This window comes from Paenibacillus cookii (genome assembly GCF_018333375.1).
GTDB classification, from domain to species: domain Bacteria; phylum Bacillota; class Bacilli; order Paenibacillales; family Paenibacillaceae; genus Paenibacillus_AQ; species Paenibacillus_AQ cookii.
Window position 1 is genome coordinate 97,683 of record NZ_BORW01000003.1, and the last position, 15,787, is coordinate 113,469.

A 15,787-nucleotide genomic window follows, 5' to 3' on the forward strand; every position below is an offset into this window, starting at 1 on the left:
ATACAATATATTAGAAGTGAATCTGTACCGGCACGACATATGCTCCCCTCCAGATGTCCAAAAGTGGAGGGGAACCTCCCCTTTTACGGAAATACGATGGACAGCAATTGGTTCAAGCGATGGCCGTACGTATGCTCGCGGAGCGTGCGGTCCAGCGCGTTCAGGGCGATCTCCCTGCGCTCCTGCTCGTGATGGAGATAATATTGGATTTTGTCTAACAGCTCTTCCGGCGAGTTGTACGTTTCGATCTCCTTGCCGGGCGTATAAAGTTTGGCGAGGTCGCTTCGGGAATCGGTGAGCTGCAGCGTGGCGCAGGCGGAGATTTCGAACGTGCGCGGATTCGGGGATGCGGCGGGAATTTTTACGGCATTGTTGTTGACGGAATCATCTTCGTGGGAACGGTGAAGATTGATGACGATTTTCGAGGCGTTGTAAGCATCCGACGTTTCCTGCGGTCCCATCCATTTATTGACTTCGATCCGGTCCCGGTAAGCGGCAAAATTGGGCAGGCGGTCCCACCAAATGCCGTTGATGAGCGTATTATACTGCATTAACCGGTCCATGATCGGACTCAGGAATTCGATCCGGTTCCAGTAGGCGGAACCGATGAAGCTGACGTCCCTGCGCTGCGGGGAAGGCGTTCTTACCGGTTTGTAAAAATCCGGAAAAGCGGCGAAAGGCAGATGATAAACCTGCTTGCAGCCAAGCTGCTGGTAATATGGAATGCAGTTGGATTCCAATGTGAATACGTAATCGTAATGGTTGACGTTTTCCGTGGTCATATCCGTGTAATACGGATCATCCGTCAGCCAGACGGCCGTTTTGATCCCTTGGCGGCGGATATCGTCCAGCTGCTCGTTTTGAACAAACATGCCGTCCAGCACGAGAACGAGGTCCGGCATCAGTTGATAAGCGATTTCGCAGACCGGCTGGCCAGGCTCAATGACGGTGACTTGGGCAACCAGCCCGCGCAGCGTCGTCGAAATGGCTTCGTCCATCGGAGAATACGGGAACCCTTTCCCCGAGGCGACGTACAGGACGTGAAGCTGGCGGAAAGGGAACGATTCCGTGTGGCTTTTGACGATATAGTCGGCCCGGCCCTTTAAATATCCCTCTTCGTATCCCCCCGAATACCCCGCCTCGCGTCCGCGCGCCCGCGCTTCTTCAGCCGGACTCGGCTGATAGTGGTGCACCATTTTCCGGTGTTTTACGATTGACATGTGACAACCCGCTCCTCTTTCTTTTTTTTCGACAATCTTCAGACCTATCGACTTCGGGGTTCGGTGCCCCGTCTTTGAATAAGTTGGGTTAAACATGCTCCAGCAGCGTTTTGATTCTCGAAACGAAGGAATGCTCTTTTCGCGTCGTCCATAAACCGCGCCATGCCAATTGTAAGCGCTCGTCGTCATGTGCCAGGTAATGGCTGATTTTGTCCTGCAGCTCTTTGACCGAAGCGAATGTTTCGATGTCGTAGCCCGGCCGGTAATGCGAATGCGTATCCTCCCGGATGTCCGTAATTTGCATCGTGCCGCAGGCGCTGATTTCGTACGTGCGCGGATTGATGGATTTGGCGCGGATGCGGTGGGTGTTCCGGTTGTCCTGCCCATACTCGTCCGGGCGATGGATATTGATGACGATTTTTGCCCCGTTGTAATAGTTCACGGTCTCCTCCGGCGGAATGAACCCCAGGTGCAGGAACCGCCCGAGGATTCGGGTCTCCTTCAGCCTTTCCCAAAAACCGCCGGCGATCAGCACCTTTTTGTCTTCCAAAAACGGGGCCATTTCGTCGAAGATCGCAACCCTGTTCCAAAAGGCGTTGCCGATAAAGCAAATGTCGTACAAATGCTGGGGGGCCGGACGTTGGGGCTTGAACATGGCGGTGTTGACGGCCAAGGGCAAATAATGCACCTTCGCCGCGCCAAGTCCGCGGTAAAACGGGACGCAGCTGAGTTCATGGGTAAACACGATATCGTAGCCCGTGCACATGCGGGCCGTATCTTCCGTGAAATACGGATCATCCACGAACCAAATCGCCGTTTTGATCCCCATCCCCCGGATTCTCGCCACATCCTCCAGATGTTTGTCGGGGAATATGTGCAGCCCGTTCATGACAAGGACGAGATCGGGCCGTTCCTTGACGGCCAGCTCCAGCATTTTCGGGGCTTCCCCGACGATGCATTCCTTTACCAGGCTGCGGAGCGCCGACGCAACTCCCTGATCAATGGCATGAAAGCCTTGGGGAACGTAAAGTATTTTCATATCCCGGAAATAGGGCGGCGGCGGCGGGACTCTTTTCTCGACGGCTTGACAAATGCCGAGCCGGTAGCCGGCACCGTAACCGCTTCGGTAACCTTCGCTTTGTTCTGCAACATTTTTTTCCACAGCTCTCACCCTGCCTGTCGTAAAATAAGGTAGAATTCCGGCCGCATATAACATGCGGGAAAAGTGTTCCTATTTGCAGCTGATCTAAGCCGGCTCGGCATTCGCCGAAGGCTTATATCATTCTATAATGATAAATATATGCGGAAGAGGCACATGCATCATGGACGGCTGCCTTTCGGGCGGGAAATTGGCGCGTATCACGTTTTAAGGGCGCGAAAAAGCCTTCAACCCCATAGGTTTCCCATGGAGCGAAGGCTTGACTGTGTTCCTATCCCTGCTAATTTATTTCAGGATTTTGGCCAAATCCTCATTTCGATTGATAAGCGAGCTGATGCCCGTCTTCATAACCTTTGGCGAATCCGGCATTAAAACCTTCGTTGTAAGCTTCGTCGTATCCTTCGTTATAAGCGACGTCCGGCGATTGCGGCAGCGAGCCCTGCTCTACCGGAGCCGGAAGGACGGGGTTACCCCACCCGCGTCTGCGCTTCCTGCGAAGGGCGCCAAGCCGGGAAAGCCGTCCTTTTCTGCCCTTGACAAGCCGGCGCGGCCTGGTTTTGTTCGCACGGAGCCTTCCCGTTCTTTGCACTCGGGCCTTTCGGGCAACGAGAAGCTTCCGCCTCCGGGTGCCGGATCTCGCGGACCGGGAAACACGTTTCTTGGTCTTCATCCGTTATTCCTCCTGTTAGTTCGGTCATCGTGCATGCGGCAGTCGGGATGCGTTTAACCAGGGCGGCGCAGGAGTACCGCTGCGGGGGTGGCATAACGTGATTCCTTGCAGCATCTCGCACATGGCGGCTTGATACTGCGTGAGAAGACGGATGTTTTCGCTCAAACTCCGCGCGGACAATTCCGAATGGGAGGAAATATCCGCAATGCTGCCGAGAATCCGGGCAAGCGCCTGCTGGCTGCGCGCGATGGAGGCGATCAGCTCAAGCTTTGCTTCCTGTTCTCTCACGAAAAGACTCATTTTTCGATGTCTCCCATATCGAATCCCGGGCCGAACATGCCGTCCTCGCCGCCGAAGCCTCCTTCATCCTGAACGAGCACGGCTTTCAAATTGCTGCAAAGCCCGTTTTCGAGTTTGGTCAAACCTTCGAGCAGCTCGACGATTTGGCCGTGAATTTGCAGCGGTTCGTTAAGCTGATGATCATGCGTTTCAAATGCATCCGGGGTCAAGTGGTTGATCGCCCAGTTCCGGACTTTCTCCGCCTCAACCGCCTTTGCCTCCAAAATCATCGCAATGTTCCACTGAATTTTGGATGCGGCGTCCAGCATATGCAAAAATGCCTGCTCCCTGCTCATCTGCAGCACTCTCCTATATCAAGTCTCCAATTACTCTTCCTCATTGCTGCCGAGCTCTTTCACGACATGATTCAGAGTCTCCGCGAGCGCTTCCTGAAGATCCGCGATACTTCCCAGATAGGCGATGATGCTCTTATTGATTTGCCCGGAGTTCTCGATCAATCCGCTAATCCCGTCGAATTCGGGATCGGCGTCCGGAAGGTCGTGAATGATCTGGGACATCCGGACGGCCATTTGCCGCTCGGCATCCAGAACCCTGGCCATCTGTTGATGGGAATGGGACATATGGATTAACATTTCATCGATTTTATTCTGCATGGTCGATTCCTCCTGTAGATGTTCCGCGAAAAGCCGCGAAGGCCCGCCCCTCCTGATCCGCTTCTGCCTGCTATATCTTATGCCGGCCGCCTACATACAGTTACGGGTAACCCGGCCCGCAGTCAAAAATTTATTACAGCACGGGATTTTCGAGCACCGGGGGAGCGATGATCGGCAATCCGCGGGGGATCAAGCGCAGCTTTTCAGGCGGGAGATGAACGATGTTCCGCTCTTTCAGGTTCCAGCGCTTCAGGGCATAGTCCGAAACGAAGGGCCGAACCGAACCTTGGCGCCACTGATAGACGGTTCCGTCGCCGCAGCTGACGATTTGCCCGTCGCTCAGCCCGCCTTCGGCGGGCCTAAGCAAAGCCAGCATCTCCTGTTCCCCCATCGGCGCCTCTGCCGCCGGGATGCTGCGGAGATCCAGCCTGGACAACACAACCGACCGGATTCCCGCCTTCTCTTCCATTCCGCTGCACGGATGTTTTTTGCCTTCGCAGAGAACATACTGACGCCCCCCTTGATCCCGGATCAGCACTTGGGTGGGGAAAAAGTCGGCGGGCGAGCCGCAAGGCTCAGCCTCCCCGTCGGCACCGCGGTATCCAAGCTGCCGTGCCTCCTCTACCCACGCATGGGGATTCCCCCATTTCTCCGCATAATACCGCTCGTTGTATCCTTGAACCGTTTCGAACCGTTCCCGTCCCAGATTCTTCATGCTGACGCTGCCGAAATGATGGATGAACGCGTCGCCCGCAATGACGAGCTTAAGGCCGCACAGCCGGATCCGGATCATCCAGTCGTCATCCTCGTAATTTCCGACGCGGAAGCCTTCATCGAAATAACCGACCCGCTCCAGCAGTTCCTTCCGGAAAAGCACGCAAAATCCGACGATCCTGTCGGTTTGCCGCCATTTGGACGCATCCGGCCGGCTGAAGGCAGCCGCGAACTCCCACATCTGCTCCACGTCGTTATACGGCACCGGGATCTGCTGCTCGCCGCTGATGTAATTCGTCACCGGTCCTACGGCGCCGATTCGGGGGTCGCTTTCCAGGCAGCGCAGCATATGGGTAAGCCAGCCGCCCGTGACCAGCGTATCGTTGTTCAAAATGACGATGGTGTCGCCTTTGGCCATCATGAGCCCTTGATTCACGCCGCCGGCGAACCCCCGGTTCGTTTCCAAACGTTTGTACCGCAGCCGGCCCGCTTTTCGATTCAAGTAGGCTTCCGTCCCGTCCGTCGAACCGTTATCGACGACGATGATTTCGTATGGTTCGGCCGTGTGCGTTTCGATGCTGTCGATGCAGCGGGACAGGTAATCCAGCTGGTTATAGCTGGGAATGACGATGCTTGTGCCGTGGAACGGTCGTCCGAACGCTTCTCTGCCTTGGGCAAGCCCCTGTTCGTAGCCCCGCTCGAACCCGGCTTGGTAACGCAGGGCGGCATCCTTCGCCCGGACGCCGGTTTTTTTCCTGTTCATAGATCAACCCTCCTCGCCTGGCATGATGTCCGCCGGTGCCGGGCACCGGCCGTCTTACGATGCGTCGTCATCGTAGGTCAGCTCGCCGGAAATGAGCTTATCGGCCAAATGGCCGAAATCGAGCGCTACTTTGCCAAGCTCCGCGGCGATGGTTTGGCAGATCACGACCGCGGGAATCCCGCTTGCGACCAGCGCGATATCGAACGTATGCTGCGCCGTCGCCGCAAGCGCGCCAGGAACGTCCCTGAACCCGTTGACGGGGGCGACCGTCCCCGTAATATGCACGCCTGAGGCGGAAAGGACTTCAGCCAACGGTTCTGCCTTGTTGCCGATGACCAGCACTTGCCTGTTTAGCAGCAGCGGTTGAAGCAGCCTGTGCTCGTGAAGCGCATAATTTATGGTTGAGATGGTGAAACGATGCGGGTCATGGCCGATGCCGTAATAACGGAGTACCGGAAACAGCAGGCCCTGATACGTAGGCAACCGCGACGCCGGAATGCCGATGATGTCCGCTCCCCGGACGGCTTCCGCCAGCCGGTCCCTCGCCTCGTAATCCGGAAGGGTGATCCCGGCGCGGGTCAGGAACGGCCCCGCCGCCTTGGCATGCGCCAGCGGAAGCACGGTGTCGTGGGCCAAAGCAAGCAGTTCCCCGTCCCCCAGCCGAACGACCGACAACGGTTTTTTTAAGGCTAACGATTGTTCGAGGCGAACATGAACCTCCTCCGGTTTCAACAACGGCTGAAGCCGGGGCAAAAAACGCTGTAATCCAGCCTCCATCACCTCTTTGGCCGAGACGCCCGGGAGAATCGTGTACGGCGGAAGCAGCGACGCCATCTCCTCTTCCGCTCCGGTCGCGGCGCCCGCCTTGTAACCTGCGTCAAATCCTTTGGCGTACGCCGACTCTTCGGCTTGGTCCGTTCGCGAATCCTGCACCTCCCCCGTGTCGGGCAAGTTGAGTTCTTGAGTGTGCGCTGCTGAAAAATCGGCCATTCGCCTGCGCCGATGAGAGACCGGGGCCGCTTTTCTCCAGGGGCTGCGTCCGCGTCTTGCATGCCGCTTGCCGGATCGGGCGGCCGCCCGTACGCCGTTTCTTCGCCTTTTGGCGCTCCTGACAAGAGCAGCCTTCTTCCGTAAAGGAACGAAGGCTGCCGTGGTATGATATGGCCGTGTCATGGAATCATCCCCTTCATGCGCCGCCCGGCTTCCTGCAGCGATTCGAAGGTGCCTGCGTCGCTCCACCATTTTTGGAGAATGTCGTATTCCAACTTTCCTTCCGCTGCATACACGTTATTCACATCCGTAATTTCAAGCTCCCCGCGTTCCGAGGGATGAATTTGCGAGATGATATCGAATACTGCCGTATCGTACATATATATTCCGGTGACGCAATAAGAGGACTTGGGCTGCGCGGGCTTTTCTTCGATTTTGGCGATCAGTTCCTTGTTTTTTTCGTCGAAAACGGGGACTCCGTAACGTCTCGCATCTTTCACCTGCTTTAAGAGGACTTTGGCCGTTCCCTCCGGCTGGCGAACAAAACCGTCAACGAACGGCTTCAAATCATCCATAAACAGATTGTCGCCGAGCAGCACGACAAAACGTTCTCCTTCCGCCACAAATCCCCGGGCCAATTCCAACGCCTCGGCGATGCCGCCCGCCTCTTCTTGAATCCGGTAGGTGAGATGGACCCCGAATTCCTTGCCGCTGCCCAAAAAGTCCGTGTACAACCCGGCGGACTGCTTGCCTATCACCATCAATATATCGGTAATCCCTGCTTGGCGAAGCCTCTCCAAGCCGTAGAGGATCATCGGGTACTTCCCTACCGGAAGCAAATGCTTGTTGATCAGCCGGGTCAGCGGGTACAATCTGGTTCCTGTGCCGCCTGCCAATACGACGCCTTTCACTGCACTTTCCCTCCTTCGGGTTCGGTTTTAGTGTTCTTCGATAAACTGGCGCGGATCAAAATGCCATTTTTCGATAAACAACCGGTAATTTCGTTCGATCAATGCCTGCAGCTGCTCCGGCTGCGCTTGTCTGAAGCTGACGCTTCCCCGGTGATGCACGAGCACGTCCCCGCAAATCAGCAAACGGTAGCCCGCAAGCCGGGCCCGGTGACAATAATCGTCGTCTTCATAGTGGCCGGGGGAAAACGCTTCGTCAAAATAGCCGATCCGGTTCACCACTTCCCTCTTGATAAGCAGGCACATGCCGATGATCCGCTTTACTTCGAGCCAACGCCCCGGATCCGGACGGTTGTTTTCGAAGGCGATCCGCTGAAATTCGGACAGGTCCTGAAAGGCAATCTCCACCTTCTGAATGCCGCTTGCCTCGTTGGTGACCGGCCCGACGAGCCCGATGTCCGGGCGGCTGTCGGCGGCGGCAAGCAAATTGCCGAGCCAGTTTTTCGTAACGGTCACGTCGTTGTTCAACAGGAGGAGATACTCCCCGCGGGCTGCCTTCATCCCGAGATTGCAAGCCTTGGGAAATCCTTCGTTGGCCGGCAGGGATATAAAAACGACGCCTTCCCGGGCGCAATATTCATCCGTGCCGTCGGTGGACGCGTTATCCACGACGATAATTTCGTAAGGAACATCGGTGTATTCGCGGATCGACTCGATGCACGAGACGAGCATATCCAAGCCGTTGAAGGTGGGAATGATAATGCTGGTCAAACCCCGTTTCCTTTTCACATCGCATTCCTCCGCATCGCGACGTCCTTGCGGGACAAAGGAGGCTTCAGGCCGGAAACTCCCCTTCGTCTCAGCACTTCTCCAAGCGCTTCCGCATGGTCGCCGATAATCATGCCTGCAACGCTGTTGCCCCTGCCCGTGTTGCCTGCCCGCCTCCGGTTGCCCGAAAAGACGTCTACGGCATGCACCGCCTCCACGCGGTACCCTTCAAGCACCGCTATCGCTTGCGCTTTCGGCGGAACGGACAAATGGCGTAGATCCAACTGCCGGAGAAGCCGCCCGGACAGGGCATGCGGCACGGCGGTCATGGAATTTGCGCCCAAATCCCCCCGGGAAAGAACGGCATTCAAAAAGCTTTTGCAGCGCGTGACCTCATCCTGATCGGCGAACAAGGGCAAAAATCCGTTAAGGTCATTCAAGGCCACGTCGCACCCTGCGTCAACGGCATATAAAAAGGGCGCCAGATCCTCCGCGGCGATGGCCATGTCCCCGTCGCAGAACAACACGATGTCCGCTTCGGCGAGCTTGGCGCCGAGGCTCCGGCCTACGTCGTGCCCCAACAGGTCCGGATAATACGCGACCGTTACCCGGCGGTGCTTCCGGGCAAGCGCGTAACTGCGGTCCCGGCATCCGTTCAGCACGACGATGATCTGCCGGAGCGGCAGCCTTTCCAGCTCGCGCAGCACGGCATCGATGCTGTCCTCCTCGCTGCTCGCGCACACCACCGCAGCCGCGCTGCCGCGCAGCGGAAGCGGAATCCCCCTGTCCTTGCGCCCGGCGGCATCGGAGTACCCTTGAGCGTAAGCTTCCGACAAACGTTTCATTCTGGCGTAACCCGGTTTTTCTTTTATGCTTTCGTTCATCCATTCCGCAAACGATTGCTGAAGCGCGGAAGCATGGAACGCCGAGGCTCCGGAATCCGGCGGGGCGGCGTTTCCGGCTTCCCATCCGGCGCTCGCCGCGCGGCGCAGCCACGGGTCCCTCCGGGTTCCTCCGCGGTAAACCGATGAACGCTTTTTCGTTGTTGATACGCGATGTTTCCTTTCGGGGCGGCGGGACCGCCCGCTATTTCGGCGTTTTCTTGCCGACCGGCCCGTTCCTGAACCCATGCCCTTCACCTCCCCACCCTGTCTCTATCCCGGCCCAGATCGGTGAATCCGGCCCTGGAATCCGTATGGGATATATACCATTCCATCGCCCGCAAATGGTCGTCGATGACGACCTGCTGCAGCAGATCCTGCCCGTTATGTTTGCCCCTGCGCCGGTTCATCCTTCCGACAGGAACCTCGTGAACGGCAGCTACCTTAAGGCCGCTCCGTACGGCGATCGCCTGGGCAAGCGGGGGGACGGAAAGATTGCTTGTTCCGATGCAATCGGCGGCTTTGCGGCTGATCGCATGCGGAACGGTGGTCATCGAGGCTCCGGACAAATCGGGGCGCCCCAAAAACGTGTTCAGCGTATGCTTGGCTAATACGACGGGATGGGGGTGTCGCAGGCGGACCGGCCCGCCGTAACGGTTCAACGCGACATCCGTCCCGTTTAACACCGCGGACACAAACGGTTTAAGATCCGAACCGCCGATCCTGATGTCGGCATCGACAAACAACAACGCCCGACCCGCGGCCGCGGCGGCGCCAACGGCCCGGCCCGCGTCGTGTCCAAGCGGCTCGTCGTAATGCAGGACCCGGGCTCCCATCGCTGCGGCAATCTCCTCCGTTCGGTCGGTACAACCGTTAGCGACGACGATCACTTCGCAGGACTCGTGGACTTTCCAGGCTTCCCTGATGACGTGGCCGATTGTCCTTTCCTCGTTCATTGCCGGGATAATGACCGATACGACCGGGCTCCCGCATGTCCTGCGCGCCAAAAAGCTTGCAACGGTGCGGTTGCTTCTCCTCCGCCGCGACCGATTTGTAGTTCGTATTCGTCCAGATGGCTTGTGCATGCGGGCATACTCCCCCCTGTTCGAGTCGGCTGATATTCCTTAAGTATCCTATGCGGCGGCCACAAGAGCGGACGCGGCGTTTGTGCATGTTTGCTTCGCTCCGCAGCGGTTTGAGCGGCAACGGCTCGCGTGGCTTCAAACGCAAAACGAGCCGGGATCAAGGTCCTTCCAACCTTGACCCGGCTCGCATCATGTCCGGCTTTGATTACATCGGGGCGCTGCCGACGGCAATCCAGGAAAGGAATCCGAACGTTTCGGCCCCGTTTTGGCGGCGAACCACTTCAATGAACGCGGTATCCTCCCGTTGGGTTTTCAATACGGCATAAAAATCTGGGTGGTTGCACATCGCCACGATGACGTACTGGTTGCTTGGGTACGGCTCCTGCAGCATGACGGGGACTTCGACCTTCGTCTCGCCTTCCCCGATGCGGAAAGAGGTCATTCCGCACTGCTGCACGGTCGGCACCCGCGATGCGCTTCGGACCGGAGCGAAGGCCAAATGGGCGGCCGTCACCGATTGATCGGCCAAATGCCTTGCCTCAACGGATTGGTCCTGGAGATGGTTTCCGTTCACGGCCCCCGGCTGCAAATGCCATTCCTGAACGCTTTCGGCCTGCAAATGAAGCGAACGGATCGACTCCGGCTGAATATGGGTGGCGGATATCGCGCCGGGCGCGACCTTGGCCGAATGCACCGCGCCGTCGCGGAGCGCTTCGCCGTGCACGGCGCCGGGTACCAAATGCCGGGCGCCGATCGCTCCGGATTGGATATGGACGCTTCCGACCGAAGATTCCGCCAGTTTTTCGAACGTGACCGCCTCGTTGCCCAAAATCTCCGTGCTCACTGCCCCGCTGGCGAGATGCCGCTCGCTGACGACGCCCGGCTGCAGTTGGTCTTCGCCGACCGATTCGGCGGCCAAATGCATGTAGTCGACCGCCCCCGGTGCGAGATGCCACTTTTGTACCGATTTTTCCTGAAGCTGAGCCGCGGATACCGACCCTGGCAGGATGTGCCCGTGCCCGATCGAACCGGGCGCGATTTTATCCCCGGTGACGGCTTCCTCCTGCAAAGCATCACCCGATACGGCCCCGTAAGCAAGATGCCGCTCCGTGATGATTCCCTCCTGCAGATGGCCGCCGCCGACGGCTTCCGGCGCGAGATGGGAGAAACTGACGATGCCGTCCCCCAAATGCCGTTCTTGTATAGAGCCGGACTGCAGATGGTAAGCCCCAACCGACTCCTCTGCCAGCTGATGGCTTCCGATCGACTCGAAGGCAATTTTGCTTCGCGTTACGGCACCGTCCTGGATCGCCCCGCCGTAAACGGAGCCTTCGGTCAGATGCTCCGCTCCGACGCATCCGTTTTGGAGCTGCTCCGGTCCGACGGAATCCTCGGCCAAATGGCGCGATACGACGGCATTCGGCGCGATATGCCGCTGCTGGATGCTTTTTTCGTGAAGATGGATGGAACGAACGGCCTCCTGCTGCAAATGCACGCTTGCTACCGACTCCGGCGACAAATGCTGGGCGGCAACGGAACCGCCTTGGATCGCTTCCGGTCCGACCGAACCGACGCTAAGGTGACGTTCCTGCACGATCCCCGGCTGCAGTTGTACCGATCCGACAGACTCCGCCGCCAAATGCCGGTGTTCTACCGCGCCGTCTTCGATCGCCAGGGAATGGACGGCCCCTTCGGCCACATGTTCCCTTCCGACCGCGCCCTTGGCAATTTTGGAAGAGAGGATGCTGCCGTCCGCCAGCTTCTCCGGCGTGACAGCCGAATCTTGGAGTTTATCCGTGGCGATGCTTTCGGGCGCCAGCTTCAGCGAAGTGACCGCATGATCGGTGAGATGGACATGGGTCACGATGGCGGGATTCAAATGTCTCGTCTGGATGCTGCCCGGGGCCAATCGGTCCGACGTGACCGCTTCCCTGCCGAGAATGTCCGTGTTGACGATCCCGGCCTGGAGATGTTCGGCCGCAATCGCTCCCGCGCCGATATGGCGGGATTGGATCGCTTCATCCGCAAGGGCATCGGGCGAGACGCTCCGGCCTGCGAGATGGCGGCTGCCCACGGCTCCTGCGCGGATATGTTCCGACCCGATGCTCTCTGCAGCGATCGTTTCCCCGCCGACGGAGTTCGGGGCAAGCTTGCTTGCGGTAACGCTCGCATCCGCCAGCTTCTCGGTCGTTACGGAAGCGGACTGCAGTTGGCCGGCTCCGACGGCTCCTTCCGAAATATGCTTTTGTTCCACGGCCTGGTCGCCTAAATGGATGTTCTGGACCGAGGCCTGCCGCAAATGCCTAGACTCCACGCTGTTTTCCGCCAAATGTTCCCCGCCAACCGCGCCCTGGCGGATTTTGGCGGATAGGATGCTGCCGTCCGCCAGTTTGTTGGCCGTGATGGCCAAGTCTTGAATTTTGTCCGTGGCGATGCTTTCGGGCGACAGCTTTAATGAAGTGACCGCATGATCGGCGAGATGGACATGGGTCACGATGGACGGATTCAGATGTCTCATCTGGATGCTGCCTGCAGCCAGACGGTCGGACGTGACCGCTTCCCTGCCGAGAATATCCGTGCCGACGATGCCGGGCTGGAGATGTTCGGCCGAAATCGCGCCGGGGCCGATATGGCGGGTCTCGACGGCTTTGTCTGCAATCGCGCCGGATTCCACGCTAAGCCCGGCAAGATGGCGGCTGCCGACCGCTCCTGCGCGGATGTGCTCCGACCCGACGCCCTCTGCCGCGATGATTTCCCCTCCGACGGAGCGGGGCGCGAGCTTGCTTGCGGTAACGCTCGCATCGGCCAGCTTCTCGGACGTAACGGAAGCGGACTCCAGTTGTCCCGTTCCGACGGCTCCCGCCGTAATATGGTGTTGTTTCACGGCCTGCCCGCCCAGATGGATGTCCTGAACGGAAGCCGGCTGCAATTGTCCGGACCCTACGCTGTTATCCGCCAAATGCCCCGCGGTAACGGCTCCCTGCCGAATATGGCGGCCGGAAACGGAATCAGGCGCAATCTGTCCTTCCTGTACGGCCCCCTGCCCCAAATGGCGTGTTTGGACCGCTTCGCTTGCGATTTTGCTCGGCAAAATGCTCTGATCGGCGATTTTGGAGGACGTAACGGTCTGATCCACGATATGGGCCGTGCTGACGGACTGCTCCTCCAGCTTCGAGGAGCTGATGCTCTGGTCGGCAATGTGTGCCGCGGTAATTTCCCCCGTCCCGATATGCCGGCCTTGAATGGTGCCGTCCGCGAAATGGATGCCGAAAATGGATGACGGAGCTATAATGCCGCCGCCGATGGACCCCGGCTGAATATGGCTCGAGGTTACGGATCCCTCGGCCAGCTGGGCCGTGCCGATGCTTCCGGCCGCGATCTGCCCGCTTGAGATCGCACCGTCCGCAATCAGGTCGCCCGTCAGCGACCGTTCCCGGATGTGGATGCCTTCAAGCGTTCGTTCCTTGATCTTTTCCCCGGTAATTCCGCCGTCGCGCAATTTGGAGGCCGTGACCGCGCCGTCCGCCAGCTTTGAGGTATCTACCGCACCGCTTGCGAGATGGCGGGATTGGATGCTGGAGCCGGCGATTTTTTCCTCGGTGACGGCCTCATCCTGGATCAGCCGGCTCGAGATGACAAGCTCCGCGAGATGGCGCGTTTTGATCGAGCCGTCGGCGATTTTTTCCGATGCGATCGCTTGATCCTGCAGTTTGTCGGAGGTGATGCTGCCAGCGCGGATTTTTTCTCCGCCGATCGATTGGTCCCGCAGCTTGCTCCCGCCGAATGCGCCGTCCGCCACATGGTCTTCGATGATCGAATACGCCGCGATTTTGGAGGTCGTTACCGCCCCGTCGGCCAAATGGACATGGGTGACGGCATAATCGGCGATCGCTTCGCCATCGACCGCGCCGGGCTTCAGTCTGGACGAGTCGACCGCGCGGAATGCGATTTTGGAAGTGACGACGGATCCGTCGCTCAAATCCTCGGCATAAATAAAGGGCTTCGCCGACTCCGGCAGCTTTTTCTCCGTAATCCATTCCTCGATCGTCTCCTGGGGCTCAAGAACGCTGATCCCAAGGACTTCTTCCCCTGCATCCGGCATCGCCGGGACTTCTTGCTGCTCAGCTTCATATTGCTGTTCTTCTGCCTCCGGTTCCACGGGGATCGCCGGCTCCGGCTGTGCCTCCGCAACGACCGATTTGATTTGAGCATGCGTTTCCTGGACTTTCGGTATAAGATCCAGTTTTGGTTTAGGTATCATTTCCAACTCATGAATATTCGGGTTATCCACGAAATAGCGGCGTCTGCCGTTTCTGTCGGGCTGTTTTTTACCCTTCTTTTTCAAGTACCCTCGCTCCCTTCCTGGCCGTAACATCCTTTGGCATCATATGCGCCCGGATGGGCCTTTGTCACAACGAGGCGAGCTTTTGCATCAGTTCATGCCATCTGGCGGCGGTCTGCTGCCATTGGAAGGACCGGGCGGCCCGCAAGCGCCCCGCTTGCCCCAATTCCCGCCGCAGCGGTTCATCGTTTAAAAGCCGGATCACGGCAGCGCCAAGCTGCTTTCCAAGGGAGGGAAGCGGCAGCACGATCCCGCTTTTCCCGTTCTCTACGATTTCCGGGATCCCGCCCGCATCCGAGGCCACCACCGGAACCGCCGATGCCATCGCTTCCACGTTCACCAGGCCGAAGGCTTCGCCTTCCGCGGAAGGAACCGCCACGACATCGGCCAGATGGTACCAATACGATATCGCGGGGTACGAGACGAAGGGGATGAAGGTCACATGCCCAAGGTAAGGTTCTGCCAGATCGTGAAGATACCGTTCATAAGGATGAGGCCTGCCGGATTGGTAATACGGGCTGCCGACGATCAGCACCATGACGTCCGGCACGGCCCGCACCAGCTCAGGAAGAGCGGCAAGCAGATGATGCACGCCCTTGATCGGCAGCAGCCTTCCGGCATACATGACGATCCGCCTTCCCTGCCAGCCCCTGTCCCTCAGTTTGGCTTCCCGAAGCGCCTCGGAGGACGGATTCCAGCGTGGGGTAAAGTCCTGGAGCCTGACTCCAAGCGGGTTGACGCTTATTTTGTCCCGGAGCGCGGGATGGCGCGCGGTCACCTCATGCTTCAAATACATGCTGTTGACGACGATTCCGTCCAGCGGCTGCAGGACCCGGCCTGCCGACTCCCGATCCATATAAGGCGGCGAAATATAGGTAAGCGAATGAATGGATGCCACCACCTTGCTGTCAGGCAAAGCTTCTTTAATCTTGCAGGCCAGAAGCGGACGGTTCTGCACGTCGACCACCCGCGGCCTCCACGCCGACAGGGCTTGGATCACGGCCGAAGCATAACGGGCGCCTCCGGGAAGGCGATGAACCGGAATCACGCCGTCGATCGACCCGACGACAGGGCGTCCCGGCTCCCGGACTCCGAAAATTCTCGTATCGAAACCTGCTGGCACCATAGGGATCATCTGTTCCACCACCCGCTCCACGGAACTGCTCCGGCCCGAAGGAATATAAAACGAACCCGGCGTTACGACGGCGGCTTTTTGCTTTTCCATTTGCTGTCCCCTCCTTCCCACCAGGTGGAAGTGCCTGTTCAGCATAAACATGCGACTGAACCTTCCCTTCTCTAGCCTATACAACCACGGGGGAGAGCGGTGACAAACG

The 15,787-nt window shown here is 58.4% G+C and carries 14 protein-coding genes; all 14 read right to left on the minus strand.

The features are described from left to right. Window positions 1-83: 83 nt before the first annotated feature. Window positions 84-1,220, minus strand: coding sequence for a CgeB family protein (locus KI367_RS05100; protein ID WP_212948109.1), 1,137 nt, complete (start codon window positions 1,218-1,220; stop codon window positions 84-86). Between the two features lie 88 nt (window positions 1,221-1,308). Then, complete coding sequence (locus tag KI367_RS05105) at window positions 1,309-2,436, minus strand: CgeB family protein (RefSeq protein WP_212948111.1); 1,128 nt, start codon at window positions 2,434-2,436, stop codon at window positions 1,309-1,311. 253 nt (window positions 2,437-2,689) lie between these two features. Beyond that, window positions 2,690-3,049, minus strand: a complete 360-nt coding sequence (locus tag KI367_RS05110; RefSeq protein ID WP_036714362.1) for a hypothetical protein — start codon at window positions 3,047-3,049, stop codon at window positions 2,690-2,692. Between the two features lie 24 nt (window positions 3,050-3,073). Next, a complete protein-coding gene (locus KI367_RS05115; protein ID WP_036714360.1) occupies window positions 3,074-3,349 on the minus strand; it encodes a hypothetical protein in 276 nt (91 codons plus the stop codon). Next, window positions 3,346-3,684 carry an alpha-helical endospore appendage domain-containing protein gene (locus KI367_RS05120; protein WP_212948113.1) on the minus strand — a complete coding sequence of 113 codons (339 nt, stop codon included), beginning with the start codon at window positions 3,682-3,684 and terminating at the stop codon, window positions 3,346-3,348. Before KI367_RS05120 ends, KI367_RS05115 begins: the two co-directional genes overlap by 4 nt. A 30-nt stretch (window positions 3,685-3,714) precedes the next feature. Then, on the minus strand, window positions 3,715-4,002 hold the full coding sequence (locus KI367_RS05125) for a hypothetical protein (protein ID WP_036714357.1): 288 nt from the start codon (window positions 4,000-4,002) through the stop codon (window positions 3,715-3,717). Window positions 4,003-4,135: 133 nt separating this feature from the next. Next, complete coding sequence (locus KI367_RS05130; protein ID WP_212948115.1) at window positions 4,136-5,479, minus strand: glycosyltransferase family 2 protein; 1,344 nt, start codon at window positions 5,477-5,479, stop codon at window positions 4,136-4,138. A gap of 54 nt (window positions 5,480-5,533) precedes the next feature. After that, a complete protein-coding gene (locus tag KI367_RS05135; protein ID WP_246536651.1) occupies window positions 5,534-6,412 on the minus strand; it encodes a GT-D fold domain-containing protein in 879 nt (292 codons plus the stop codon). A 236-nt stretch (window positions 6,413-6,648) separates the two neighbouring features. After that, window positions 6,649-7,380: a sugar phosphate nucleotidyltransferase gene (locus KI367_RS05140; protein ID WP_212948117.1), complete on the minus strand. Its 732-nt coding sequence runs from the start codon at window positions 7,378-7,380 to the stop codon at window positions 6,649-6,651. Between the two features lie 27 nt (window positions 7,381-7,407). Then, window positions 7,408-8,166 (minus strand): glycosyltransferase family 2 protein, encoded by a 759-nt coding sequence (locus KI367_RS05145; RefSeq protein ID WP_212948119.1) that lies wholly within the window; start codon window positions 8,164-8,166, stop codon window positions 7,408-7,410. Further along, window positions 8,163-9,275: a glycosyltransferase family 2 protein gene (locus KI367_RS05150; protein ID WP_246536652.1), complete on the minus strand. Its 1,113-nt coding sequence runs from the start codon at window positions 9,273-9,275 to the stop codon at window positions 8,163-8,165. The genes KI367_RS05145 and KI367_RS05150 overlap by 4 nt, the downstream gene beginning before the upstream one ends. A gap of 5 nt (window positions 9,276-9,280) precedes the next feature. Then, on the minus strand, window positions 9,281-10,111 hold the full coding sequence (locus KI367_RS05155; protein WP_212948121.1) for a glycosyltransferase family 2 protein: 831 nt from the start codon (window positions 10,109-10,111) through the stop codon (window positions 9,281-9,283). 205 nt (window positions 10,112-10,316) lie between these two features. After that, on the minus strand, window positions 10,317-14,456 hold the full coding sequence (locus KI367_RS05160; RefSeq protein WP_212948123.1) for a WIAG-tail domain: 4,140 nt from the start codon (window positions 14,454-14,456) through the stop codon (window positions 10,317-10,319). Between the two features lie 64 nt (window positions 14,457-14,520). Next, entirely contained in the window at window positions 14,521-15,678 is a 1,158-nt protein-coding gene (locus tag KI367_RS05165) for a glycosyltransferase family 4 protein (RefSeq protein ID WP_212948125.1), read from the minus strand. Window positions 15,679-15,787: the final 109 nt, after the last annotated feature.